This is a genomic window from Sporomusa intestinalis (assembly GCF_055383785.1).
Genome location: NZ_AP042390.1, coordinates 644,617 through 668,800 on the forward strand (window position 1 = coordinate 644,617; position 24,184 = coordinate 668,800).

Annotated in this window: 20 protein-coding genes; 13 read left to right on the top strand and 7 right to left on the bottom strand. The window is 52.2% G+C overall.

Annotated elements, in window-relative coordinates:
* The first annotated feature begins 230 nt into the window (after nucleotides 1–230).
* From ACZ481_RS03120 to ACZ481_RS03130, 3 genes are all read left to right on the top strand, one after another.
* Nucleotides 231–1,439, top strand: coding sequence for an MFS transporter (locus ACZ481_RS03120; RefSeq protein ID WP_464768723.1), 1,209 nt, complete (start codon nucleotides 231–233; stop codon nucleotides 1,437–1,439).
* 283 nt (nucleotides 1,440–1,722) lie between these two features.
* Nucleotides 1,723–3,852, top strand: coding sequence for a TonB-dependent receptor (locus tag ACZ481_RS03125; RefSeq protein ID WP_464768724.1), 2,130 nt, complete (start codon nucleotides 1,723–1,725; stop codon nucleotides 3,850–3,852).
* 72 nt (nucleotides 3,853–3,924) lie between these two features.
* Nucleotides 3,925–4,707 carry a TonB family protein gene (locus ACZ481_RS03130; RefSeq protein ID WP_464768725.1) on the top strand — a complete coding sequence of 261 codons (783 nt, stop codon included), beginning with the start codon at nucleotides 3,925–3,927 and terminating at the stop codon, nucleotides 4,705–4,707.
* Between the two features lie 191 nt (nucleotides 4,708–4,898).
* Here ACZ481_RS03130 and ACZ481_RS03135 read toward each other — a convergent pair whose 3' ends face one another.
* The 4 genes from ACZ481_RS03135 to ACZ481_RS03150 form a co-directional block, all read right to left on the bottom strand.
* Complete coding sequence (locus tag ACZ481_RS03135; RefSeq protein ID WP_464768726.1) at nucleotides 4,899–5,471, bottom strand: flavodoxin family protein; 573 nt, start codon at nucleotides 5,469–5,471, stop codon at nucleotides 4,899–4,901.
* 180 nt (nucleotides 5,472–5,651) lie between these two features.
* Nucleotides 5,652–6,644 (bottom strand): D-cysteine desulfhydrase family protein, encoded by a 993-nt coding sequence (locus ACZ481_RS03140; RefSeq protein ID WP_464768727.1) that lies wholly within the window; start codon nucleotides 6,642–6,644, stop codon nucleotides 5,652–5,654.
* Between the two features lie 150 nt (nucleotides 6,645–6,794).
* A complete protein-coding gene (locus ACZ481_RS03145) occupies nucleotides 6,795–8,159 on the bottom strand; it encodes a uroporphyrinogen decarboxylase family protein (protein ID WP_464768728.1) in 1,365 nt (454 codons plus the stop codon).
* A gap of 49 nt (nucleotides 8,160–8,208) precedes the next feature.
* On the bottom strand, nucleotides 8,209–9,393 hold the full coding sequence (locus ACZ481_RS03150) for an MFS transporter (RefSeq protein WP_464768729.1): 1,185 nt from the start codon (nucleotides 9,391–9,393) through the stop codon (nucleotides 8,209–8,211).
* Nucleotides 9,394–10,112: 719 nt separating this feature from the next.
* Between ACZ481_RS03150 and rnk the strand changes: the two genes are divergently transcribed.
* On the top strand, nucleotides 10,113–10,526 hold the full coding sequence (rnk, locus tag ACZ481_RS03155) for a nucleoside diphosphate kinase regulator (RefSeq protein ID WP_464768730.1): 414 nt from the start codon (nucleotides 10,113–10,115) through the stop codon (nucleotides 10,524–10,526).
* 272 nt (nucleotides 10,527–10,798) lie between these two features.
* Entirely contained in the window at nucleotides 10,799–12,307 is a 1,509-nt protein-coding gene (locus ACZ481_RS03160; protein ID WP_464768731.1) for a sensor domain-containing diguanylate cyclase, read from the top strand.
* 130 nt (nucleotides 12,308–12,437) lie between these two features.
* On the opposite strand, the gene ACZ481_RS03165 is transcribed toward ACZ481_RS03160, so the two are convergent.
* From ACZ481_RS03165 to ACZ481_RS03175, 3 genes are all read right to left on the bottom strand, one after another.
* Nucleotides 12,438–13,376: an AEC family transporter gene (locus ACZ481_RS03165; protein WP_464768732.1), complete on the bottom strand. Its 939-nt coding sequence runs from the start codon at nucleotides 13,374–13,376 to the stop codon at nucleotides 12,438–12,440.
* Between the two features lie 3 nt (nucleotides 13,377–13,379).
* Complete coding sequence (locus ACZ481_RS03170) at nucleotides 13,380–15,287, bottom strand: sigma 54-interacting transcriptional regulator (RefSeq protein ID WP_464768733.1); 1,908 nt, start codon at nucleotides 15,285–15,287, stop codon at nucleotides 13,380–13,382.
* A gap of 108 nt (nucleotides 15,288–15,395) precedes the next feature.
* Entirely contained in the window at nucleotides 15,396–16,238 is an 843-nt protein-coding gene (locus tag ACZ481_RS03175) for a methyl-accepting chemotaxis protein (protein ID WP_464768734.1), read from the bottom strand.
* A 625-nt stretch (nucleotides 16,239–16,863) separates the two neighbouring features.
* Here ACZ481_RS03175 and ACZ481_RS03180 point away from each other — a divergent pair.
* The 8 genes from ACZ481_RS03180 (at nucleotide 16,864) to ACZ481_RS03215 (ending at nucleotide 23,851) form a co-directional block, all read left to right on the top strand.
* Nucleotides 16,864–18,186, top strand: a complete 1,323-nt coding sequence (locus tag ACZ481_RS03180) for an MFS transporter (protein ID WP_464768735.1) — start codon at nucleotides 16,864–16,866, stop codon at nucleotides 18,184–18,186.
* Nucleotides 18,187–18,221: 35 nt separating this feature from the next.
* On the top strand, nucleotides 18,222–19,430 hold the full coding sequence (locus tag ACZ481_RS03185) for a CaiB/BaiF CoA transferase family protein (protein WP_464768736.1): 1,209 nt from the start codon (nucleotides 18,222–18,224) through the stop codon (nucleotides 19,428–19,430).
* Between the two features lie 44 nt (nucleotides 19,431–19,474).
* Nucleotides 19,475–20,377 (top strand): hydroxymethylglutaryl-CoA lyase, encoded by a 903-nt coding sequence (locus ACZ481_RS03190; protein ID WP_464768737.1) that lies wholly within the window; start codon nucleotides 19,475–19,477, stop codon nucleotides 20,375–20,377.
* A gap of 77 nt (nucleotides 20,378–20,454) precedes the next feature.
* On the top strand, nucleotides 20,455–20,658 hold the full coding sequence (locus ACZ481_RS03195) for a 4Fe-4S binding protein (protein WP_464768738.1): 204 nt from the start codon (nucleotides 20,455–20,457) through the stop codon (nucleotides 20,656–20,658).
* A 20-nt stretch (nucleotides 20,659–20,678) separates the two neighbouring features.
* Complete coding sequence (locus tag ACZ481_RS03200; protein ID WP_464768739.1) at nucleotides 20,679–21,743, top strand: 3-methyl-2-oxobutanoate dehydrogenase subunit VorB; 1,065 nt, start codon at nucleotides 20,679–20,681, stop codon at nucleotides 21,741–21,743.
* A 1-nt stretch (nucleotide 21,744) separates the two neighbouring features.
* The gene (locus ACZ481_RS03205; RefSeq protein WP_464768740.1) at nucleotides 21,745–22,494 is read left to right on the top strand and encodes a thiamine pyrophosphate-dependent enzyme; all 750 of its coding nucleotides are present in this window, start codon (nucleotides 21,745–21,747) and stop codon (nucleotides 22,492–22,494) included.
* Entirely contained in the window at nucleotides 22,491–23,039 is a 549-nt protein-coding gene (locus ACZ481_RS03210; protein WP_464768741.1) for a 2-oxoacid:acceptor oxidoreductase family protein, read from the top strand. Before ACZ481_RS03205 ends, ACZ481_RS03210 begins: the two co-directional genes overlap by 4 nt.
* Nucleotides 23,040–23,164: 125 nt before the next feature.
* Nucleotides 23,165–23,851, top strand: coding sequence for a hypothetical protein (locus tag ACZ481_RS03215; protein WP_464768742.1), 687 nt, complete (start codon nucleotides 23,165–23,167; stop codon nucleotides 23,849–23,851).
* Nucleotides 23,852–24,184 lie beyond the last annotated feature (333 nt).

Below are 24,184 nucleotides of genomic sequence, written 5' to 3' on the forward strand. Positions count from 1 at the left end.
ACCCGCTTCCCCGGCAGCGTCAACTAACTGCCGCCGGTACCATGCCAGCCCTAATCCCGTGAATACTGCCGGTCTATTTTCCGCAGCCCATCGTTGTCGTCAGTCAGCATACGTCCGAGTTATTATGATCTAAAATGCATTGATTTTATTAAAATGATGCATTGGACAGATGGCAGCGGAGCGGTTATTATAAGAGCAGAAGTTCAGTTACTGTTGGGGAGAGCGATACTATGCAGTTCATTCAAGACAAAAAACGAATTTCCTGGCACACCATTTCCGCCCTTTTTTTCGGCAGCTTTGTGACGTTTGCCTGCCTTTACAGTACGCAGCCGCTCATTCCGCTGTTTTCCGAGCAGTTTCAGGTCAGTCCGGCGGCCGCCAGTCTGTCTGTTTCGCTGGCAACCGGCTTTATGGCGGTTTTTATGCTGGTTGCCTCCTGGCTTTCTGATGCCAAAGGGCGCAAGGTGATTATGGGCAGCTCCCTGCTGGCCACTGCGGTACTGCAGGTCTTTATCGGTTTTAGTCCCAATTTTACCTGGCTGCTGGTACTGCGGGCCGTACAGGGAATGATGGTGGCCGGTTTTCCGGCCATCGCCATGGCTTATATTGGGGAGGAGTTTGATCCTGTCACCAGCGGCCTGGTGATGGGTATTTATATCAGCGGCAATTCTGTCGGCGGGTTGACCGGCAGGATGGTTGTCGGGGCGGTGACCGATTTTTTTTCCTGGCATAGTGCCATGCTGACTCTGGGCTTTATCAGTTTGGCCGCCGGGCTGTGGTTCTGGTTTACACTGCCCGATTCGCACAATTTTTCCCCCCGGCCCAGACCGGTGCTGGCAATTCTCAGGGTAATGGGGAATACGGTCAGCAAGCCGCCGCTGCTGCTGCTTAATTTGATTGGTTTTTTGGTAATGGGCAGTTTTGTTGCCGTCTACAATTATATTGGCTACCCGCTGATGGCGCCGCCTTACAACTTGAGTCATACGGCTGTGGGTCTGATTTTTGTCATCTATCTGGTTGGCACCTTCAGCTCAACCTGGCTGGGGCGTCTGGCCCTTACTGGCGGCAGGGCCAGGGTATTATTGCTGGCTGTTTGCATTATGGCAACAGGCGGCCTGATTTCATTAGGCACTGGCCTGGCCTGGAAAATTGGCGGGGTGGCTGTGTTCACGTTTGGTTTTTTCGGCTGCTATTCTATTGTCAGCAGCTGGGTGGGACAGTGTGCCGGCAGCGATAAGGCCGCCGCTTCCTCCTTGTATTTGCTTTTCCATTATACAGGCGCCAGCATTATCGGCGCCTGGGGCGGGACGTTCCTGGACAAGTATGGCTGGAACGGCATTGTGGCCCTGACGGTGGCGGCCCTGCTGCTGGCTTTGCTGTTGCTGGCTGTATTATACCTCTATACGCGGAACAAGGCGGCTCATGTTTTTCCTCAGTAGAGATAGGGGTAAAATTTTTTAAACATTTAATTGACAATGATTATCAATTTCATGTATTATTAATTAAGGAATAATAATTGAGGGCCGGGAGCTCCTTCACTAACTAGTTTTAGAGAGGGGGCTTTTTTATTTTGGAAAAAATTGTATAAATTAAAGGAGTGTGCCAGCACCTGCGAACAGGGCTGGCTAAGCGTACTTCCTCCTTCTTGCATTAATTAAAGTCAGAACATCCGTTTAACCGAACCGGGATATTACAAAGTTTAAAACTGTCAGGAGGTATATTGTGAAAAAGAAGATGGTAGGTTATGTTCTTTCGGCAGCCATCGTTACGGGGCTTTGCGGGCCGGTGGCGCCGGCCTATGCAGAAGAAACAACGATTGAACTGCAGGATTTATATGTAAATCCAGATTACGTGGAGATTGAGCGTTTAAGGGATACTAAACAAATCATTGTCATCAAAAAAGAAGAGATCCGGGAAAAAGGCTATAAGGGGGTCTCCGATGTTTTAAAAGATGTGCCGAGCATTTCCGTCGGGGCAACGGGCTTGGGCGATATTGATATTCGCGGGCAGGGCTCAGACCAGTCGGTAAGGAATATCCAGGTTTTGCTGGATGGAGCGCCGATCACCACCTTTGTCAGTCATCCGCTAAGCACAAATTATGATGTTGTTCCGATTGAGCAGATTGAAAAAATTGAAATCATTCCCGGCGGCGGTTCGGTTCTATACGGCTCGGGCGCTGCCGGCGGCATTGTCAATATCACGACAAACCTGCGCAGCATGAATAAACCGAACAAGACGATTTCGTCAGAATGGAATACAGATGGCTATCGCCTCAATTTCAATTACGGCGAGAGAATCAATGATAAATTGACGACAGAAATTGGCTATTTCAAGCAGGACCGGGATTTATATTTTAAAGATACGTATAAGGACAGCGAGTATTTCTCCGCCGGCCTTCAGTATGACGCCGGCAGGGGGCAGCGAATAACGTTTAGAATGAGCCGTTTGGAGGAAGAAGGTCAGTATATTGCCAATATCCAGCCCTACAAAGTAGCGCAGGCAGGAAGAGACTATGTGCCTGATTATGAAACATTTACCATTGGCTTGGATGCGGACGGACACAAAATAACGACTACAAGGAGGCCCTATTTATTTGCCAACAGGTCAATGGATTCATACAACCTTGGCTATCAAAAGGAGTTAAGCAGTACGTGGAAATTCAGCAGCGATCTTTTTTACAATACCGGCGATTTCATGAACAGCAAGTATGAAGATAAAAGAATGGATCATGACACCAAAGGCGCAAGACTAAAATTTGACCATGCCTATAGTGAAAAAGGCAACCTGCTGATTGGGTTGGATATTTACGAACAAACGGCAGAGATTGGCTATAACGACTATAAGCTTGTCAGTTCGGCCCAGAAGACATACAGGGCAGTTCCTTTAACTTTTCATTATAATAAAAAAACAAACGCGGCTTATCTGTTAAATAATATATCCAGGGGTAAATATACGTTTACGCAGGGGCTGCGGCGAGAAAAAATCGATTGGAATTTTGATAAGGTTGGCAATAACATCGACGGTGCAGGGACCTCCGAGCGCTGGAATACGGCGAAAGAGCTGTCGCTGGCTTACCATTACAATGATACGGGCCGGGTTTATGCCCGGTATGAGAGAGGCTACACCACTCCGGACGGAATCCAGATTACGGACGAAATCAGGGTGAATGGCAGCAAAAAATACGTTGGCACCTCGGCTAAAGATGAAATTTTTGATCTTTATGAAATTGGCTTGCGGGATAAGCTTGGCATATCCACTGTTAATCTGACGCTGTTTCATTCGAACACGGACAATCAAATGAATCGCCTGTACCTGTTTGATGCCAATGGGTCGCTGACGATGCAGACGCTTAATATGCTGCAAACCAAGCGGAAAGGCCTGGAACTTTCCCTGCGCCAAAGCTTTGGCAAGCTGGCTGTGCAGGAAGGCTATGCTTATTTGCATGGACAAAGTGATTACACCCATTTCGGACGCAATTTCCTGGAAGAAAATAACGGGAGCATTATTGACTGGACTAAAAGCGGCCTGAAAAAGGTTCCCCGCCATAAGGGCATCCTGAAAGCCGATTATGCGTTTGACGATAAGTTTGCAGTAGGGCTTAAATACACCTATTTCGGGAAATACAACAATTTTCTTAAAGACGCCGACAAAGCCGACGGCGGAGTTATGCAGGCCCATTCGCTGGTTGATCTGGATATGAAATATAAGGTGCGCGCAGATATGGAACTATATGGCGGCGTAACTAATCTTTCCAACCGCCGGTACTATGAATATGTGGGCGATTCTTTTGGCACGATTGTTCCAGGCTCTGAGCGCACTTATTATCTCGGCCTGAAATATGCCTTTAATTAGGCAAGCGGGAGTAAGACTGGCACGGGACAATTACAGTTTCGATTGTTACTGCTATTAAGTAGGTGGTATGTTATGGTGGAATGTGGACACTGGAAGAAATCCTTTTTGTTTTCATTAGGGATACACGGTTTGGTTATTCTCTTGCTCTCCTGGCTTGGTTTTCAGTTTTCTCCGCCGAAAATGAGCAATACCGGTGAAATTAATATCCAATTTATCCATTCCGGCGAGGAAAGCATGGCAGGCACTGGCGACGTTGCGGAACAGGCACAGCCTGTTGCTGCTCCGGTCATAGGCAAGCGTGTTTTGGCACCGGCAGCGGTTCCCGGGCCGGAAACAGAAAGCAGGGAACGCTTCCGGCAGCCGGACAACGGAGCGGAGCCGGTCCGGCCGGCAGAAAAAAATGCTGGCACGGGTGAAATAACCGGCACTGGCGCAAATTCAGCCGCGGCAGCAGGCCTGCGGACCGGCAGCGAAGCGGGAACAGCCAATCAATCCCAGGGGCAAGGCGCGGGCCAGGGGATTTTTGGCAACGGCAATTTTTTGGCTAATGGCGATGGCAGTTATACGGCATTACAGGCCGCGGGAATAGCCTATACGATTATCCGCGATGCGGATGCCAAGTATCCGGAAGAGGCCCGTTCCCTTGGCTACAGTCGTGTTGTCAGTGTACAGGCGAAAATTTTAGTGGGCCTGGACGGCTATGTGGAGAATGTAGAAATATTAAATTCTGTTCCCAACCTGGGCTTTAAGGAGTCCGCATTAAAGGCCCTGCGGAACATGCAGTTTGCCCCGATTTATTACCAAAATCATAACGTAAAAATGTATTTTACTAAAAAAATATATTTTCAGCCTTAAGATCAAGCCGCCATTTTATTCTCTGGCAATCGCGCAAGCCAATTATCTGTAATAAAGGTAATCAGGAGAGCCAATCTAAGTATGTTTTATAAGCAGGGCCCCCGCCAGGACAGATAAATCCCTGGCGGGGGCCCTGCGTGGGCAATATAGGCAGTCCAAGCGGGGGAGTTGAGTCAAACCCCTGACCGTAGTTAGACCTCTGCCCCCAGCTTTTCCGCCTGCTTCAGGGCCCCGGTATGAACAATATCACCTTTGGCGGACACGGCGGGGACAGCCAGTATGCCTTTATCCTGCCATTTCATATAATCAGCAATGCCCTTATAGGTTTCGATGGCACCGGTAAAAATGCCAAGGCCCGCGTCGGCGCCGCAGATTAAAAGCAGGCTTTCTTTAATCTTAAGCGGCCGCTTACAGCCCGGCATGGTATAGGCATAAAACTTATCAATCGCCGCCTTCAAATGAGACGATACCCCAAACCAGTATAGGGGGGATGCCAGCACAAGGGTATCGGCGCTTGCCAGCAACGGCTCCAGTTCGGCAAAATCGTCCTGAATCGCACAGGCGGTGCTTTTGCTCCAACAGGCCTCGCAGGCCCGGCAGCCGCCAATCTTTTTCGCTGCCGTGGCAAATTTGGTTACCCTGTGCCCGCCGGCCTGGGCTCCTTTAATAAAAGCATCGGCCAGCATGTCGCTGTTGCCGCCTTGTCTGGGACTGCCGGTAAGCACAAGAATATGTTTGCCCATGGTAATTCGCTCCTTTTTCATGGAATTTGTTTCCTGCTGGCACTATTATAACCTTTTGTCGATATATTTTGAAGTACGCACCTTTACCTTCCGTAGAGTAAAAATAATCCATACTATCTTAAAAGATAGTATGGATTGAAATGAAAAAGATAGTCTTGCCTGTTTTCCTGGTTTGCCGGTAGTGGCGCGAGCCGGCGTGAATCAGCCGAGGTCAAATTCGTGCCCCTGCGGGAACAGGCCAAATAAACCGCCGGTGTGGATAAACAGGAGGTTATTCAACTCCCGGAACCGGCCTTTTTTTATTTCCTGCACCAGTCCGTAGAAGGCCTTGCCTGTATAGACCGGATCCAGGACGATTCCCTCCAGTTTTGCCAATTCATGAATAAACTGTCTTTCCTCCGGCCGTCCCAGGGCATAACCGCGGCCGACATAACCGTCGATAATATGAGTGTTTCCGGGGTCGAAGGGGACCGGCGCCGCCAGATAAGCGCTGCTGGCCTGCAGTATTTGCTCTACTGCGTCCCGGAAATAGGCGGCATCATTGCAGACATTGAACCCGATGATCTTATGCTCTGTTTGCAGCAGTTCCCTGGCCAGCAAAAGGCCGGCATAGGTTCCGCCTGAGCCGACGGCTACTGCTATAGCGTCAAAGGTTACCTGTTGTTCCTGTTCCTGCCGGATGATTTCCGCCAGAGCGGAATAATAGCCGAAGGCCCCCAGACCGCTTGACGCCCCCTCGGGGATGACATAGGCGTTATGTCCTTGCCGGCTTAGCTCAACTTTGATATTGTCCATAATGTTTTGCCGGCAGTCCCGGTATTCAGCCTCGGTTACCCACCGGATGTCGGCTCCCAGCAGCCGGTCCAGCAGCAGATTGCCGGCAACGTCGGCAGCGGGGCTGCCCCGTAATACCAGTATGGCCTGTAAGCCGAGCCTGGCAGCGGCGGCGGCGGTGGCCCGGCAATGGTTGGACTGAATGCCGCCGCAGGTAATCAGGGTGTCTGCCTCCTGCTGCAGCGCTTCATGGATAACGTACTCCAGCTTTCTGACCTTGTTGCCGGCAAGTTCACTGCCGGTTTGGTCATCCCGTTTCACATAGATGGTGGGACCGCCCAGTTGTGCGGATAATCTCGCCAGTTTATCAATGGGGGTAGGTAAATTGGCCAGTTTTATGCGCTCCGGAATTTTGGTCATGAGCATTCACCCCTTATGCATTATAAATTAAGCAGATTATAGTTCATTTCCACCCTGACCGTCAATCAATAATTTCCAGATTGACCGAAAAAAGGGAACCCCCTGCTGCCGTGACAGGGCAGCAGGGGGGTTGTTTGTTGTGGTATATACTTACATTGACCAGGACCATAACCAGTTGAAGGCCATGCCTTCGATGGTTTCCCAGGGTTTCCGGATGAGTTCCTCATCGCCAAGAACGCCGCCCATCTCAGCATTTTTAACCGCCCAGGGAGTAAGGACCTGCTGGTTGCCTAAGCCGGGTATCTGGCTGCTGACAGGCAGGGGCGGCAGCGGACGGGGTTTAATGCTCTTATCATACCAGCCGTATTTCATTACTGCATCCACCATGGCCCGGACGTTTTCCGGTTTGGAGTTTCCTGGCAGATAGCAGCCGCCGCCCATGATGTAGCCGCCGCCTGGGCCCAGTTTTTCGCAGAGGAGCTTGACCCGGGCATCGATTTCTTCCGGTGTTCCCAGAATGAACATCCGGCTGAGGATGCCGCCGGCAATACACATGTGATGACCGATGTCTTCTTTGGCCTTAAAGATATCCCCCTGGTCATCAATATCGCAGAGGATCGTACCTTTCGGCAGCTCTAACACATGATGCCAGTGTTTGCCCCAGTCGCCTTCCATGTACATTCTGATTTTATAGCCGGCAGCGATAATCATTTCCATGGTTTTCTTAAATGATGGCCAGTAGAAGGTGTCAAATTGTTTCGGCGACATGAAGGTAGGCTTATGGGTCGGCACAAAGATTGGGTAGCGGCGCAGCGGATCTGCCGTCGACAGCGCGAACCGGGCCATAATGGGGGCCAGAATATCGCACGCTTCCAGTACTTTGTCCGGGCAGCGGCGGATATCCCGCAGCACTCCGGTCAAACCGCGCAGCACATCACCGATCGCGTCAAAGGGAGCGAGAAATGCCCCGGTTATCGGCTGCGGCATGCCGCACTGGTTTTGCAGCTGAATGCTTCTGTTGCGCATGATCTCGGCATACATGCCCTGGGCTAAACCGGCTTTGAGGAAAGCGAAATGGGAGCGGGCCGGGTCTTTGTCCATTTCACTAAAGACCCGCGGCAAAAATTTTTCCAGCATGAACTGGCCCGGATTGGCAATTAAGGCATCATATTCGTCGGCCTGCATATATTCAGCCTCTACAAACTGGGTAGCAACATGGGGAGCCAGGTCGCGGCCGGGGAACTTGTAGGTTCTGACCCCTAGCGCATCATACATGGGGGCCCAGAAACGATTATTCCGCAAAGCGTCAAATTCGGGAAAATCCCGGACGAAGTCCAGCTCGCTCTGCAGCCATTTTTGTGGATCATAGATGACTTCCTGCAGGCTGGCCGTATAGGATTCGGCAAAATTATTACTGCCGATGGCAATGGGAATCCGGTCAACCGGCTGTAAGGCAATCGCGTTTTGATAGCGGCCAAGGCGTTCTTCATAAAGTTCTTTTACATCGTTGCTCATATATATCACTCTTTCTGTGTAAATTTTTACCGGCGCTGTTATCGGTTGTCTATGCCTGGTTTACCGGCGGCCGCAAGGGCAGGAGGGCCAGGATGCCGACTATCGGACCAGCCGCCATCATATACCAGACGGTACTGAAGTTGCCGGTTAAGTCGATGACGCCGCCAAGTACCAAAGGTCCAATCATGGAGGCCAGCTGGAAGATAAAGTTTGTTATGCCGTTGGCCGTGGCGGCCCACTCTTTGCCGGCAAACTCCGAAACCATAAGGCTTAAATGCGGATTGGCGAAATAGGAGCAGAAGCCGTAAACGAAACCGGCCATATTCAGCATGGATAAGGTGGTTTGCGAACCGAAATAGACAGTTAAAGGGGCACTGATGAGATAGGCCGCAATGACAAGATTTTTACGATTGCCCAGCCGGTCCGATACCCAGCCTGAGATGACCGGCGCAATTACACCGCCGACACTGTACCAGATGAGAACCATGCCGGCTTCTTTAACAGTAAAGCCAAGGTTTTTAATATACACATTCGCCCAGGTGGCCACCCCTAATTCCATCCACATCAGACAGAAACCGGCAACAGCTACCAGGACGATATTTCTGTTGGCAAAAAAGACTTTAAAGCCGCCGAAAAACGACTTCTCGCCTTTGGGTTCATCCGAAGTCTTGACCAGCAGGTAAATTAATACCCCCAGGAGAGCGGTGGCAATGCCGATGCCCTGAAAAGCTCCCTGCCAGGAAAAAATGGCATTGAGCGTCGGTACGATATAGTTTGCCAGCAGTAACCCGCCTGACGGCGCCGCTAACAGCAAGCCAAAGGCCGTACCTCTTTCATGCGCCGGAAACCACTCCATTAGCGCCCGTGCGCAGCAGGCCATAATGGCGCCTGCCCCCAGGCCGGTCACAACCCGTAACACGAAGCCCATATCAAAAGAGGTGATTGAGCCCATGGCCCAGGTTGAAATCCCTTCAATCACTAAACTGACACCGAGAATCGTACGTACTCCAAAGCGGTCGGCAAGCATACCGGCGGGTATTTGCGTAATTACATAGCCAATATAAAATGCCATCATGTAGGCCCCGGCCTGCGACATATTCATATTTAACACCGGAACAACCACCGGAATGAGCGGCGGCCACGCGAAACGGGCCAGGAAAGTTAAGACGAAGCTGGCAAACATTAGCATCATAATGACCCAACGATATTGACTGTACTCTTGTTGACGTTCCATACATTCCCTCCTTTTTTACTCCATAAAGAATCTTGTTTATTCGCGTATACGTCTATACAAGTTGTATTCTGCATCAGTTTTCAAGTTCCTGCCTGTTATTGCAATAATTTTGAAATAATTTTAAACTTTCTTATATTGTCTTGCGAAAATAAAGAGTACAGATCCCGGTCGTTTGATGATATCATAGAATAAGCAGCAAGCAAGCCGGCCAAGGGGCGGCACCGCCTGCCGCCTTAGGCCTGGCTGTAATTCTTCAGCAGCCGGCCGCTGCCTATAGTGTGGTCAAAATAGCCGGTGACTTATACCTATTGTATATTGGCGTAAAAACCGTTAACAGTAAACAGCAGCTTGCCGGGAATGATCGCAGGCACCATCGCTGGACAGGCGGAAGTGAGATGAGGCGGCGCTTCCCTACGGGGCGGCGGCATTGGCCCAGCTGGCCTGGGATTATCTCACCGCCGGCGGCCCTGGGGAGTAGCCGAATTAAACCGTAAAGCCGGCCGGCATGGTTGCTCATGCCGGCCTGCAGCTTTACTTATGCGGACAAATATCTTATAATAAATATAATTGGGTTGTTCCCAGCTATATATAGTTATCTGATGCCAGGGCTATGCAGCATTGTTTGGATACGGTGACGACTATCTTATTACAGGTAGTCGTTCTATCTTTTATATCTCCAGCGGCTGAATGCGCAAAAAAATAAGGAAAGGGCTGATCCGGTGTCAAAAATTATTTTTATTACCAGTGCGGATAAAGAAAAATTGCTGAAAATGATTGGTTTGGAGAAAGAATTTCATGTGGGAGACAAAGAGTATCTGCAGAACCTGGTGCGTGAACTGAAGCAGGCTGTTGTTGTGGAGCCTGAGGAAATCCCCGGTGATGTGATTACCATGCGCTCGCAGGCTGTCCTGCAGGATCTGGACAGTGACGAACAGATGACCTGGACGCTGGTTTATCCGGAGGAAGCCGATCTGGCCGAAAATAAAATCTCCGTATTAGCGCCGGTCGGGACGGCGATGTTAGGCTACCGGACCGGGGATGTGGTCAACTGGGAGGTTCCCGGCGGCCTGATTCGCCTGCAGGTAAAGGAAATATTATTCCAGCCTGAAGCCAGCGGCAATTTTGAGCTATAGACACGGTGCGGCGCCTGCTGCCGGCGGTTGAGCAAAAGACCTGATTATAGAAAATCGGGTCTTTATTTTTTTCTCTGCCGGCGTATTGTTTTTTCCTAAGAATAGTAATGGCAGGCAAATCAAAACATAATAATAACAATCGGTAATTTTATTTTCAGTGCAAGGCATAATTTGTTATAATAAGCAATGATATATACATAGGATACGCTGTCTGCAACTACCATTTTTATGAGGCCGATACAAAACTAAATTTCCGGAAGTGGAGTCGTGCAATGCGTTTTTTACATAAGTTTACACTATTATTTAGTATATTGATCATCGCCAGCAGCTTTATTCAGTTTGGTATTTTTGAGCGTTCGTTTATCGCTACTACCAATTCTTTGTTCCTGGCGACAAATGAAAAAGCGGCATTTAATGTCGGCGAACAGCTTATTGCCTATTTTAACAAGATAGAGACCTCGCTGAAGGCGGTTGCCGCCAGCAAGCAAATCAGAAATAATCAGCTGCTGCTTGATGATATTAATTCCTTTATCCCGGAATTGGATTTGATCTTTATTATCGATAAGCAGGGCCGTGTTTTGCTGGCCAGCGGGGTGGACGGAGACCGCACCGGCTGGGATGTGTCCCAGCGGGATTACTTTCAGCAGGCTATCCGGGGCGAAACCTATATCAGCGGCGTCTTTGCCGCCCAGAGCGGCCGGAAAGTGATCTCCATTGCGACGCCGATCATTGAGAACGGCGGCATTACCGGCGTGGTGTTTGGTATTGTCCGGCTCCATGGCGATACCTTGGCGTCCATGTTTGATGATAAATCATTCGGCCGGGGCGGGTTTATTGCTATTTTAGACAGGCAGGGAACTATTGTTTATCATAACGACAGGAACCGCATCGGCGAGCAGGGCCGGGATTTTGTGCAGTTGCAGGGCGTAACCGGCTCGTCCATCATGCAGTACGAATCAGGCGCAGATTATTATCTTGGCTACAGCAGGGTGCCCGGGCTGGACTGGACGGTGATTGTGAATACACCGTCGGCAGAGATGACAATGCTGCGCAATAAGATCATTTACGAAATCCTGGCGGTTTCGTCGTTAGTGATTCTTGTCATTATCGCCATCGGCAGCTACACGGTGCGCCGGTATACGAAGCCGCTGGATAAACTGGTGGAGGCCTTCAGCGCTGTCCGGAAAGGAAAATACAAGAAGATTGCCCCTTACGGCTATGCAACTGAATTTAGCGAGATGATCCAGGTCTACAATGATACAATTGAAAAGCTGGAAGAGGTGCATGCCGCCCTGGAAGGCGCGGCCGATGTAGATGAGCTGACCAAGGTGTATAACCGCCGGTCTTTTGATAAAATTCAGGGCACTATCGAGAGTGAGATTCAGGCCGGTTCGCTGGAAAGCATCGGCATTATGATTCTCGATATTGATAATTTTAAGCTGACAAACGATACGCAGGGGCATTTGGCCGGCGATGAGGTACTGAAAGAATTTGCGGCAATTATTGCGTCGGTCGTGGGCGGGCGGGCAGTATTCCGGTTCGGCGGGGATGAATTTGCGGTGATTGTGCGGAATTGTTCCTATGACCGGATTGCCGCGATGGCTGAGGAGATCCGGCGGCGGTGTGAAGAGTCCTGCCATGGTTATACGGTCAGCATTGGCACCGCCGTTTATCCTGATAATGCCGGTTCGCTCGGGGCGTTGCTGGAACGGGCCGACAAAGCCCTGTATGTCAGCAAGGAGATCAGGAACAAAGTAACGGCCTATAAAGAGGGTTATTAAAAAAGCAGCCGGGAGCCGGCTGCTTTTGCTTTGGTCTACCGGAATTTATAAAGGCATTCTGTGGCCATAAGAACGAAGATATCCTAAAGGGTATCGTCCCAAAGGACTTGGCACAAGCCTTTTCTTACGGTTAAGGGAACAGCAGTGGCGCCGAATAGACGGCCAGGGTTAAGGTAAGGCTGCTTAACAAGGTGGTCACGAGGACAACCTGGGCGGCAAATTCGGGTTCATTGTTATATTCCAGGGCCAGGGCGGCACTGTTGCGGGAGGTTGGCATGGCACTGGCAAGCCATAATGCCTGGGCAATGATCCCCTGCAGCTGGAGCTGGCTGATCAGGAAAAAGCCAATAACCGGGGCAATAATCAGCCGGATGAAGCTGCTGATTATTACGGTTGCTGTATTCTGATGCAGGCTTATGCGGGCAATCTGGGCGCCAATCGAGACCAGGGCCACCGACAGCATGCCGTTGGCAATGGTATTTACCGGTGTCCAGATAAAGCCCGGCAGCTGCAGGTGAAACAGGTTGAAACCCAGGCCGGCGGCAAAACAGAGGAATACAGGTGTTTTTAGAAACCGGACGGTTGTTTCTTTTAAACCGCTGCTGCTGGCGCTGGTGTTCAGAATGCCAAAGGTAAAGGTAACGAAAATTTCAAAGAGCACCACTACCATTTGCACCGACATAGCCAGCGGATTATGATGAAACACCAGGTCATTCACCGGGATGCCGATATTGCCGTTGTTGGAGAGGACAATGCTGTTGGTAAAGCTGGCCGTCATGGGGCCGGTCAGCCTGCGGCTGCCGGCAATGGCCCGGGCAAGTGCATACAGGATAATAAACTGCATGACCAGGAAGCCGAATACCAGCAGCAACAGGGTTGCCGATGTTTTGGCCTCGTAGATTTTCACAAAGGCCAGGGCCGGAATGTAATAATAAAAGAGGAGCTTGGAAAACGTCTTCATCTCGAAGTGGAAAGTCCGGTGCAGGATGATTCCCAGCCCGACCAGCACAATCACCGGGAGAATCACCTGATTGAGGATGTCCAGAATAACCAGCGGGGCCACCTTCATTTCTTAATTTGTCAGCTGCTTTTCCCGGATCATTTTTAGCTTGCGGGTCAGTGTTGACCTGCCGATACCAAGGTAGGCCGCTGCTTTTTCCAGCGTGTCGTGCTCGGCAACCGCCCTGAGGATCAGTTCATGCTCCAGATCCTTTACCTGCGGGCGAATCTGATGGCTGTCGTCAACCGGCGGGGGTGTCAGCGCGCTTAAAATATTGGGAGCCACCAATTGCAGATAGCTTTCGATATCCTGCTCCTGCTCAAAGGAGTCGACAAAGAAGGCAAACCGCTGGACAATGTTTTGCAGTTCGCGGACATTGCCGGGCCAGCTGTATTTTTCCAGGTAAGGCAGTGTTTTAGTGATAATCGGCAACAGCTGCTGTTTCTTGCCGGGAGGAAGAAAGTGTTCACACAGCGGCTTGATGTCCTCCCGCCGCTCCGCCAGGGTCGGAATTTCCAGCCACAGTACATTGAGCCGGTAAAACAGGTCCTCTCTGATCATATTTTTATTCAACAAGTCTTCCGGGCTTTTGTTGGAGGCGGCGATAACCCGGATATCTACAGGAATAATGGATTCGCCGCCTATTCTGAGGACCTCCCGCTCCTGCAGCACGCGCAGAAATCGTCCCTGCACCTCCAGGGGCAGGGCGTCAATCTCATCGAGAAAGATTGTGCCGCAGTGGGCCAGTTCAAACAAGCCGTATTTGCCTTTGCGGCGGGCGCCGGTAAAAGCGCCCTCTTCGTAACCGAACAGCTCGCTTTCCAGCAGGGTGGGAGGGAGGGCGCCGCAGTTAACGGCCACAAAGGGATGGGCATAGCGTTCGCTGGCATTATGGATACTCTGGGCAAACAGTTCTTTGCCGGTGCCGGAAGCGCCGTACAGCAGGATTGTCAGGTCCGACTGGGCAAAGTTCGCCGCTACTTTTTTCTTGACGGCCAGAATTTTGGATACGCCGATGATATCGGCAAAGGTGGCTTTGGCCCTGAACTGGCTGTTGCCTGTTAACTCTTTGCGGATCTTGTTCTCGGCCTGCACCACCTTGGACGATTCCTGGAAGGTGGCCACGGCCCCCACAATTTCCGGGCCGCATTTGACCGGCACCCTGTTGGTGAAGATCCGGGCGTGGCCCGTATCCTGCAGCTCGCCGATTTCGGCCTGACCTGTGCGGAGGATGAGATCCAGGCGGGAGTTGGGGACAACATCGGCGATGTTTTTGCCGATAACGCTGGCTGCATCCAGTTCCAGCGCTTTTTCCGCCGCCTGGTTAAAGATCTCCACCGCTCCGGTGGCATCAACGGCGATGATCCCGTCATACGTGGCGTCAAGTATGGCTTCCAGGCGGCGGGACTTGCGCGATTCCTCCTTGCGCAGGGTGGCCAGTTTGTCGGCATCCAGGAAAGCGGAGTGCAGGGTGGCCCGGTTTGTCCGCAGAAAAACATTAGCCAGCCCGTATTTTTTGGCATACTGCACAGCCGGCCCCCCGCCGACAACGCAATATTCGCCTGAATGGGCCAGGGACCGCACTTTTTCCTCCAGCTCTTCCAGGCTGTGAAATAAAAGCTCGGTAATAGCAATGCCAAGGACTTTTTCCATGAGGTCCAGTCCCAGCAGCGGGGTGTCAAAGGTGGTTATGGCAATGTTTTTGTTAATCTGCCTGGCCTCGTCTAACCCCTCCAGAATATCATAGGGACTGGTATTAACCCGGACAACCGGGATCGTGAAGGCATTGGCCAAATACTTGGCCGTTCCGCCCCGGCTGATGATTACATCAACCGGGGGGCCCTCCAGTTTCCGGAGGATTTCGGCGGCCTCCTCCAGCCAGCCTTCATAAAATTCCACCTCTACATCGATGCTGGCGGCGACGGATTGGGCCAGAATCGATAAATCCCGGTAAGGAGAAACAAAAACAATACGATTCACAATACCCCGCCTTTCATAAATAGTGAGTAAACAGCGCTGCGTTATGGGCTGTGGCTGTAAAAAATCGAATAGCTGCTTAGGCAGTGATATCAATATTCTTGCATTATACTAGAGTTCGTTCAGTTCTTTGGCGGCAAGATCCAAATCATTGGCCAGCGCGCAGACCTGCTGGGTCACGGCGGACAGGTCCGTCATGGCGCTGGCAATCATATTTACCGCCTGGTCGGCGGTATGCACCTCGTCTGTAATCCTGGTGCTGTTGGACTGAATCCTGCCAACGGTGTTGACGCCGCTTTTTACCGAAACCTCTCCCTGACTGGCAAGTTTTCTCATTTCGGTGGCCACGACATGAAAACCTTGCCCGAATTTTCCCGCTCTTGCGGCCTCAATGCTGGCATTCAGCCCCAACAGGCTGGTCTGGCTGACAATTTCCTTCAGGGAGAATAACAAATCTTCCGTGCTTTTAGCATATGCCTGTGACCCCTGGACTATTTGCAGTAGTGTTTTCATGACGGCGGCAATTTCTTCAGCCTGGGCAGCCACTTTTTCGCAGGTTGCGGCGATACAGTGCATCTGCCTGTTGAGTTCGGTGGACATTTCCCGGGTTTTTTCATATTTATCGACAGGCAGGGAGATGGCATAGGCGCCTACCACCTCGCCGCCGCTGTTGATAATCGGGTTCGCGCAGCCAATATAAGGCAGGCCGCGGGCCGATTTATCCACTTTCCTAAAGATTTTCCGCTGTTCCTTCATGGCTCTGTCAACTAAGCTGCCTTCCCTGATTGGCTGGCCTACCGGAATCTGCAGATTAAGGTTTTCCGGCGGCACAAATGCCAGGTATTTTTCCCGGTCTGTAATGGTTATACCGATATTATAGGGGAGAGTCTTGAGAAAAAGCGGGTAGGTGTTCAATACTGCGGCCAGGATATCTTCGTTAGTGTTGGTCTCCATTATTTCCTCCAGGTAATGTAATATTCTAATTATTAAATATTTAAATGCAATTTTAATGCCAATATGCAGGGAATAAGCCGCATGGCAATGGCCGCCAGGCCCGGAGGCGGGGGAAACGGTCGGAGCTATCGGCAAAAAATAACAGAATATTAGCGTTTTTGGCCGTTGGGGAGGTGGGAATAAAAGCTAAGGCTGCACGGAAATGCAAGCGGAAAACTTGCAGTTTTTTTTTGTCCTGAACGCGGTTATGGCGGGTTTTGGCTCATATATGAGCCTGGGCTAACGAAATTCAGGCTCACATATGAGCATCGGCCTCCGGATGTTACGCGGCTGGAGCGGCTGCTTAACCAGGAGCGGCAGTAGAGCTTTTGACCGGAGAGGTTCACCGGCGAGCCTGAAACGGAAGCCGGAGGCTCGGAAATAAGCCTGATTGCCGCCCGCAGGCCCGTGAAAATCGGCCTATATATGGAAGTTAGATGATTGGCACAATTCTTGCGATTAGTCTTGGGCGTGAACCGGGAACAGTTTGTGATGGAGGGAGGCATTATTGGCCAGTCTAAAAACACCACATACTCACCAGACGCTGTCTATAGGGTAGCTAATTATCAATATGGAGGGATTTTGCATGAGTGGTAAGACAAGTAAATATCGTTGGTTTGTTTTAGGGTTGCTTTTCATTCTCTATACGGTGGCTAATGCCGACCGGGCGAATATTGGCTTTGCACTGCCTTATCTCCGGAAAGAGTTTGCAATGTCGAATACGGAAGCCGGAGCCATCATCAGTTTGTTTTTTATTGGGTACGCGGCATTGCAAATTCCGTCCGGGTTTCTTGTCAAGAAGTTTGGCGCCAGGAAGATGTTTACCCTGGGCATGCTGATGACATCCTTGTTTACCGGCATGATTGGCACGGCCAGCTCCGTACTGGGACTCAAGGCCCTGCGGGTGGGGGTCGGCATTGCCGAAGCGCCTGTGGCCATAGCTTGTACGGCCACAATCAACAGTTGGTTCCCGGCTAAAGAGAAGGGCACGGCTTCCGGTATTTTTCTGGCCGGCTCCAAGCTCGGGCCCCTGATCGTGCCGCCGCTGTGTGCCTGGATTATCTCGGTCTGGGGCTGGCGGGAGATTTTCTACTTCTTTATGATCCCGGGAATGCTGCTGGCGATTGCCTGGTTCTTTCTGGTTGCTGACAAGCCAGCCGAAAGCCGGTTTGTTTCGGAGGCTGAGGCGCAGTATATCGCCAATGAGACCGCCGCTGAGGCTGTGAAGCAAAGCACAGGCGACAGGCGGGAGTATAAGCTCTGGTGGCTGGACAAGATTGTCCGGGCCAAAAAGATTGAACCACTTGCCAGTTCGGCCCAGGTTTTCCGGTCCTGGGATATCTTTGGGGCAGCTTGCGGTTATTTCTTTATGGTGGGGATTGTCAGTGTACTGATGTCCTGGCTGCCGACTTATCTCGTAACGGTCAAGCAGTTTGCAATTATGAAAACCGCATTTGTTTCGGCCGCGCCTTTTGCCGGGACGGTTGTCGGCAATTTCCTTGGCGGCTGGGTATCGGACAACATATTAAACAAGCGCCGTAAACCGCTGATGATGGTTACCGCCCTGTCGACAACAATCATGATGTACTCGCTGATTAATGCGCCGGCTGAGCCTTATGCCCTGGCCTTCCTGCTGTTTGTTACCGGTGTTTTGCTGGCTCTCGGCTATTCGGCATTTATGGTGTATCCGATGGGCCGTACTAATAAAGAAACCTATCCGGTTGCATTCGGTATTGTCAATACCGGTGGTCAGCTTGGCGGTGCCGGTGCCCCGCTGTTTGTGGGCATGATCCTGGACAAGTTCAACTGGGATGCGGTGTTTTTGTCTTTGGCCATTGGGTCGTTGATCTGTCTGGCTGTTGTGGCGACCATTGTTGAACCGGTGGAAGACCCGTTGGAACGGGCTTAATTATATAATCAGAATCGCTCGGAGGAGGAACAGGGATGTTAAAAAATTCAACTATGCCAGGAGCTTTGCAAGGAATTACGGTACTTGACTTAACACGGGTTTTGGCAGGCCCTTTCAGTACGATGATGCTGGCCGATATGGGGGCTAATGTCATCAAAATCGAGGAACCGAAAAAGGGCGATGACACCCGCCATTTCGGACCGTTCAGAAATGGTGAGAGTATTTATTACATTACCAATAACCGCAATAAGAAAGGCATTTCTCTGAACCTGAAAGACCCCAAGGCCAAAGAGATGTTCAAAGAGATGGTTAAGAAGGCCGATGTCATTACCGAAAACTATCGTCCGGGGACGATGGAAAAACTGGGGCTTGGCTATGACGTGCTGAAGGAGATCAACCCCCGGATCATTTATGGCTGCATCTCCGGCTTCGGGCATTACGGCCGCTACAAAGACCGGCCCGGCTACGATATTATCGCCCAGGCTATGAGCGGGCTGATGAGCACCACCGGCTGGCCTGACTCGCCTCCCACCCGTACCGGTACGGCCACCGGCGATGTGTTGGGCGGGCTGTATATGACAATTGGCGTGCTGGCGGCGCTGCAGGCCCGGCATATAACCGGACTGGGCCAGAAGGTCGATGTGGCGCTGGTCGACTCGGCCATTGCCGCCATGGGCAATGTCAATATGCTGTATCTGGCTGACGGCACTCTCCCCCGGCGCATCGGCAACCGCTATGAGTCAACCTATCCGTATGATTCCTTTGCGTGTAAAGACGGCAGTTGCGTCATTGGCGCGGCTAATGATAAATTCTGGCAGATACTGTGCGGCCTGATGGAGAAACCGGCCATTGCGGAACTGCCTGAATACCTGCGCATCCGCGACCGGATAGAAAATCATGTTGCGGTAAAACGGGAGATTGAGGAATGGTCGAAGACCAAAACCGCCAGTGAGGTTGTTGATGCCTGCCTGGGGGCAGGCATACCGGCCGCCCCGGTGTATAATGTGGCTCAGGTCGTGGCTGATCCCCATATTTCTCAGGACCGGGAGATGTTTGTTGACCAGGAGCATCCTACTGCCGGCAAGGTGACTGTTACCGGCAGCCCGTTTAAACTGTCAGGCACCCCGGCTACCGTCAGAACCCCGGCGCCGGCGCTGGGGCAGGATAATCTCGCGGTTTACCAGGAACTGCTGGGGCTGGATGAACAGCAACTGGCCGAATTAAAGGCCGCAGGCGTAATTTAAAACAATAAGCGTGGCCAAATAGTTAATGTGAAAGAGGCGATCATATGCAGCTTCCTGAAAAAGTTGAAATTATCGAGGTCTGCCCCCGGGACGGCCTCCAGAATATAAAAACACCAATCCCTACGGCGGTAAAGATAGCCATTATCGACAGATTAGTGGACTGCGGTTTTAATTGGATTGAGGCCACTTCTTTCGTCCATCCCCGGGCGATTCCGCAGATGGCGGATGCCGCTGAGGTATTGACGACGGTTAAAGCCCGCCACGGCAACAAAGTTGGTTTTATCGCCCTGGCGCCCAACCTGTTCGGGGCGAAACGGGCGATAGAAGCCGGCGCCGATGCGATTACCTTTGTTGCCTCGGCCAGTGAGAAACACAACCTGGAAAATACCCGGCAAACCATTGCCCAGTCGGTTGCCGCCTTTGCCGAGGTTTGTAAGATTAAAGCCGACCGCAAGGTGCGCTTAGCTATCGCCACCGCCTTTGACTGCCCCTTTGCCGGCCCCGTGGCGCCGGCTAAGGTGGCTGAACTGATTGAAGCCGGCCTGGCGGCCGGAGCTGACGAATTTTTGCTGGCCGATACCATTGGTACGGCCAGTCCCCGCCAGATGGAGGCCTTGCTGAGTCTGGTACGGGTGAAATACCCGCAGCTTTCGTTTATTCTGCATATTCATGATACCCAGGGTATGGGGCTGGCCAATGTGCTAACAGCCCTCAACTTCGGCGTGACGCGGTTTGAGGGTTCGGCGTTCGGGCTGGGCGGCTGCCCCTTTGCCCCCGGTGCCGCCGGCAATATTGCGACCGAGGACCTGGTCAATATGCTGCACAAGATGGGGATAGACACCGGGCTCGATTATGAAAAGGTGCTGCAGGTAGCCCGTTTTATCGAAGCTGAACTGGGCATTCTGCCTGTGGGACACATGGCCCGTGTAGCTTGCCCGCAACCGTAATTTGTATCCTCCTTCTCTTTCCCTGCTGAGGGCGGATGGACGGATCGCTGGCGTTTTTTAGAGAAAGGAGGTGCAATATGGCCAGACCTGTATTTAACGGCGAGAAATGCAAAGCTTGTGAAATGTGTGTCCAGGCTTGCCCCAAGAAGATTCTGGAGCTGGGGGAGGCTTTTAACGGCAAAGGCTACAATATCGTTCGCTGCCAGGACGAAGCAGCCTGCATCGGCTGTATGATGTGCGCTAAAATGTGCCCTGATAGCGTAATTGAAATCTATAAATAAACAGTGGGAGAGAGCAGAAGATGAGTGAAAAGATATTGATCAAGGGCAATGAGGCGATCGGGGAAGCGGCCATCCGCGCCGGCTGCCGCTACTATTTCGGCTATCCGATAACACCGCAAAGTGAGCTGCCTGAATATATGGCCAAAAAGCTGCCGGCCGTTGGCGGCGTGTTCCTGCAGGCCGAAAGTGAAGTGGCGGCCATTAATATGGTCTATGGCGCGGCCGCAGCCGGGGCGCGGGCCATGACTTCCTCCTCCAGTCCCGGATTTAGCCTCAAGCAGGAAGGCATCTCCTACATTGCCGCGGCCGAACTTCCCTGCCTGCTGGTCAATGTCCAGCGGGGCGGCCCCGGCCTTGGCACCATTCAGCCGGGGCAGGCCGATTATTTTCAGGCTACCAAGGGCGGCGGCCATGGCGATTACCGTCTGCTGGTCCTGGCTCCTAACAGTGTGCAGGAATTATTTGACCTGACCGTGGAAGGCTTTGATCTTGCCGATAAGTACCGGCTGCCGGTGCTGATTCTGGCTGACGGGGCGCTGGGGCAAATGATGGAGGCCGTTTCCCTGCAGGTTAAAACGGCGCCGCCGGTGGCGAAGCCCTGGGCGGTGACCGGGCGGCGGGGACGCAAGGAAACCAATGTGGTCAATACCCTGTCCTTTGACAAGGACGCCTCCGAGCAGACCAACCGGGACCTGAAGAAAAAATATGAGCTGATCAGCCGGCAGGAAACACGGTGTGAGGAGTTTTTCACCGCCGATGCCGATGTGGTGCTTGTCGCTTATGGCATAACCGCCCGGATTGCGAAATCGGCGATGGAAAAAGCCCGCGCCCAGGGGCTGAAGGTCGGGCTGCTGCGCCCGATCACGCTGTGGCCGTTCCCCGCAGCCGAACTGCTGCGGGTTGCCGGGACCGCCAAAGCCTTCCTGGTATCTGAACTGAGCACAGGCCAGATGATTGAAGACGTTGAACTGGCAATCCGCTGCCGGAAGCCGGTTTATTTCTATGGCCGGACAGGCGGCAACATTCCTTCAACCGAAGAATTGTATCAACAGATTGTAGAGATTGTAAACAAGGGAGGTAACTAGGATGCAGGAGAAGCTGTTTGCGATCACCCCGGGCCTCAAAGAGGCATCAACCCATTATTGTCCTGGTTGCCATCATGGTATTATTCACCGGCTGGTGGCCGAGGTCCTGGATGAGCTTGGCGTACTGGATAAAGGCATCCTGGTGGAGCCTGTCGGCTGTTCGGTGCTGGCCCATAACTATTTTGAACTGGATACCATTCAGGCCGCCCACGGGCGGGCCCCGGCGGTAGCCTCGGCTGTAAAGCGGGTGCACCCGGAGGCGGTGGTTCTCACGTACCAGGGGGATGGCGACCTGGCGGCGATTGGCTGTGCGGAAATTGTTCATGCCGCCATGCGGGGCGAAAAAATTACCACAATTTTTGTCAACAATGCGATCTATGGCATGACCGGTGGTCAGATGGCGCCCACAACCCTGGAGGGCCAGGTAACCGCCACCTCGCCGTTTGGCCGGAAAAATGCGGAAGCCGGCCGGCCGATACGGGTGGCGGAGATGCTGGCGACCCTGGACGGGCCTAAATATATTGCCCGGGTGGCCGTGAACAAACCGGCTAATGTCAACAAGGCCAAGGCGGCTATCAAGGAAGCGTTTACACGGCAAATCAGGGGTGACGGGTTTACCATGGTGGAGGTTTTGTCAACTTGCCCGACCAACTGGGGCCTGAGTCCGGTAAAAGCCAATCAATTTGTTGAAGAAAGCATGATGCCGTACTTCCCCCTGGGAGTGTATAAGGATGAGGAGGGCAAGCAATGATGACCCATGAAGTGCTGTGTGCGGGTTTTGGTGGACAAGGTGTATTGCTGATTGGCCGTCTGGTAGCCTATGCGGGCATGCTGGCAGGCAAAGAAGTATCCTGGATGCCGGCTTACGGGCCGGAGATGCGGGGCGGCACGGCAGCGTGTTCGGTTATTGTTTCGCCGGCAGCCATCGGTTCGCCGGTAATTGCCCAGCCTACCCTGTTTGTGGCGATGAATAAGCCGTCGCTTGATAAATATGAGCCGTCCGTCCGGGCCGGTGGTGTGGTCATTGTCAATCAGTCGCTGATCGGGGAGCCTGTGGCCCGTACCGATGTGGAGGCTTATTATGTGCCGTTAAATGAACTGGCGCTGGCGGCCGGCAATGCCCGGTACGCCAATATGATTGCCCTGGGGGCGCTGATTGGGGCGAGCGACATGGTCCCGCTTGATGCGGTCCGGGCGACTTTAGCCAAAAATTTCGCCAAAAAACCGGAAGTGGTTGAACCGAACATGCAGGCTGTGCTGCGCGGCCGGCAGTTTGTGCTTGATCAGAAACAATAGCCGCAAGATCAACAGCTTACTATAGTATTTGGGTTATAGCCGGGGGCAGGTGGCAGGCACCGTTACCCCGGCTGTTCTTTTGGGCTACGAACGTTAATATAAAAAATAGGCAAGGTGGTGCGGCCATGCAGGCAGGGGGTAAGCTTTTACAACAGGGGGCGCGGATCAAACTTTTCCTGGGGGAGTTTGGCAGCGGCAAGACCGAGCTGGCAATCAACTGGGCATTGCAGACAAAGCAGCTGGGCTGCAAAACGGCGATTGTCGATATGGACCTGGTTAAGCCTTTTTTTCATACCCGTGAGCACAGAGCACTGTTAACAGCCAACGGGGTCGAGGTCATTGCGGCTGATCAGCGTTTTGCCCAGGCTGAACTGCCGGTATTGCCCCATGCTCTGAGCCGGGTGCTTTACCAGCAGGACTACCGGGTAGTCATTGATGTTGGCGGTGGCGAGTCGGCCATTGTGCTGGCCCAGTTTCAGCAGCGGTTTGCCGGCAATCCGTACCAGGCGCTGCTGGTCGTCAATAGTTATCGCCCGTTTACCAATACTGTGGACGGTATTATTGCCATGCGGCAGCGGCTTGAGCGGGTGTCCGGGCTTACGATATCCGGCCTGGTAAGCAATGCCAATCTGGGAGCGGCGACAGCGGTTGAGCATGTCCGCGCCGGCATCAGCCTGGCGACTGCCGCCGCCGCCCGCCTGGAGCTGCCTATTAGCTGCGTTGTGGTGCCGGAGTGGCTGGCCGGACAGGTTGATACCTTGTACCCCGTATTTAGCCTGCGGCCTTACAACCGGTTTTCCTGGCAGGGGTAGCCATTAGGCATAACACTGCTGAAAGCAGTCTTTTTATGGTCTATGGACATAAGAACGCTATACCCTAAAGGACACAGGCAGCTTCTGCCGTCGCCCTAAAGGACTTGGCACAAGCCAAGTCTTTCTTGTATATATCAGAATTTATAAGTTTGAGAGGCTGAAAGTCCTTATAAAATAAGGGAAACTAAGGTCAATGCCCAGCTTGAGCAGAGACGGTGCCCCCGCACTTTTGTGGCGATGACAAAAGTAAGACACGGCCCTTGCATTCCAGATCAACTGACGTGTGCAAAGACAAAGGACCGCGGCAGCGGTCTTTCTTACATTTGACTGGTA

What these genes read in the sequence shown, in the direction of transcription:
- ACZ481_RS03120 (WP_464768723.1), top strand. Translation starts at nt 231, where the DNA reads ATGCAGTTCATTCAAGACAAAAAACGAATTTCCTGGCACACCATTTCC.
- ACZ481_RS03130 (WP_464768725.1), top strand. Translation starts at nt 3,925, where the DNA reads ATGGTGGAATGTGGACACTGGAAGAAATCCTTTTTGTTTTCATTAGGG.
- ACZ481_RS03135 (WP_464768726.1), bottom strand. Translation starts at nt 5,471, where the DNA reads ATGAAAAAGGAGCGAATTACCATGGGCAAACATATTCTTGTGCTTACC.
- ACZ481_RS03140 (WP_464768727.1), bottom strand. Translation starts at nt 6,644, where the DNA reads ATGACCAAAATTCCGGAGCGCATAAAACTGGCCAATTTACCTACCCCC.
- ACZ481_RS03145 (WP_464768728.1), bottom strand. Translation starts at nt 8,159, where the DNA reads ATGAGCAACGATGTAAAAGAACTTTATGAAGAACGCCTTGGCCGCTAT.
- ACZ481_RS03150 (WP_464768729.1), bottom strand. Translation starts at nt 9,393, where the DNA reads ATGGAACGTCAACAAGAGTACAGTCAATATCGTTGGGTCATTATGATG.
- ACZ481_RS03160 (WP_464768731.1), top strand. Translation starts at nt 10,799, where the DNA reads ATGCGTTTTTTACATAAGTTTACACTATTATTTAGTATATTGATCATC.
- ACZ481_RS03165 (WP_464768732.1), bottom strand. Translation starts at nt 13,376, where the DNA reads ATGAAGGTGGCCCCGCTGGTTATTCTGGACATCCTCAATCAGGTGATT.
- ACZ481_RS03175 (WP_464768734.1), bottom strand. Translation starts at nt 16,238, where the DNA reads ATGGAGACCAACACTAACGAAGATATCCTGGCCGCAGTATTGAACACC.
- ACZ481_RS03180 (WP_464768735.1), top strand. Translation starts at nt 16,864, where the DNA reads ATGAGTGGTAAGACAAGTAAATATCGTTGGTTTGTTTTAGGGTTGCTT.
- ACZ481_RS03185 (WP_464768736.1), top strand. Translation starts at nt 18,222, where the DNA reads ATGTTAAAAAATTCAACTATGCCAGGAGCTTTGCAAGGAATTACGGTA.
- ACZ481_RS03190 (WP_464768737.1), top strand. Translation starts at nt 19,475, where the DNA reads ATGCAGCTTCCTGAAAAAGTTGAAATTATCGAGGTCTGCCCCCGGGAC.
- ACZ481_RS03195 (WP_464768738.1), top strand. Translation starts at nt 20,455, where the DNA reads ATGGCCAGACCTGTATTTAACGGCGAGAAATGCAAAGCTTGTGAAATG.
- ACZ481_RS03200 (WP_464768739.1), top strand. Translation starts at nt 20,679, where the DNA reads ATGAGTGAAAAGATATTGATCAAGGGCAATGAGGCGATCGGGGAAGCG.
- ACZ481_RS03205 (WP_464768740.1), top strand. Translation starts at nt 21,745, where the DNA reads ATGCAGGAGAAGCTGTTTGCGATCACCCCGGGCCTCAAAGAGGCATCA.
- ACZ481_RS03210 (WP_464768741.1), top strand. Translation starts at nt 22,491, where the DNA reads ATGATGACCCATGAAGTGCTGTGTGCGGGTTTTGGTGGACAAGGTGTA.
- ACZ481_RS03215 (WP_464768742.1), top strand. Translation starts at nt 23,165, where the DNA reads ATGCAGGCAGGGGGTAAGCTTTTACAACAGGGGGCGCGGATCAAACTT.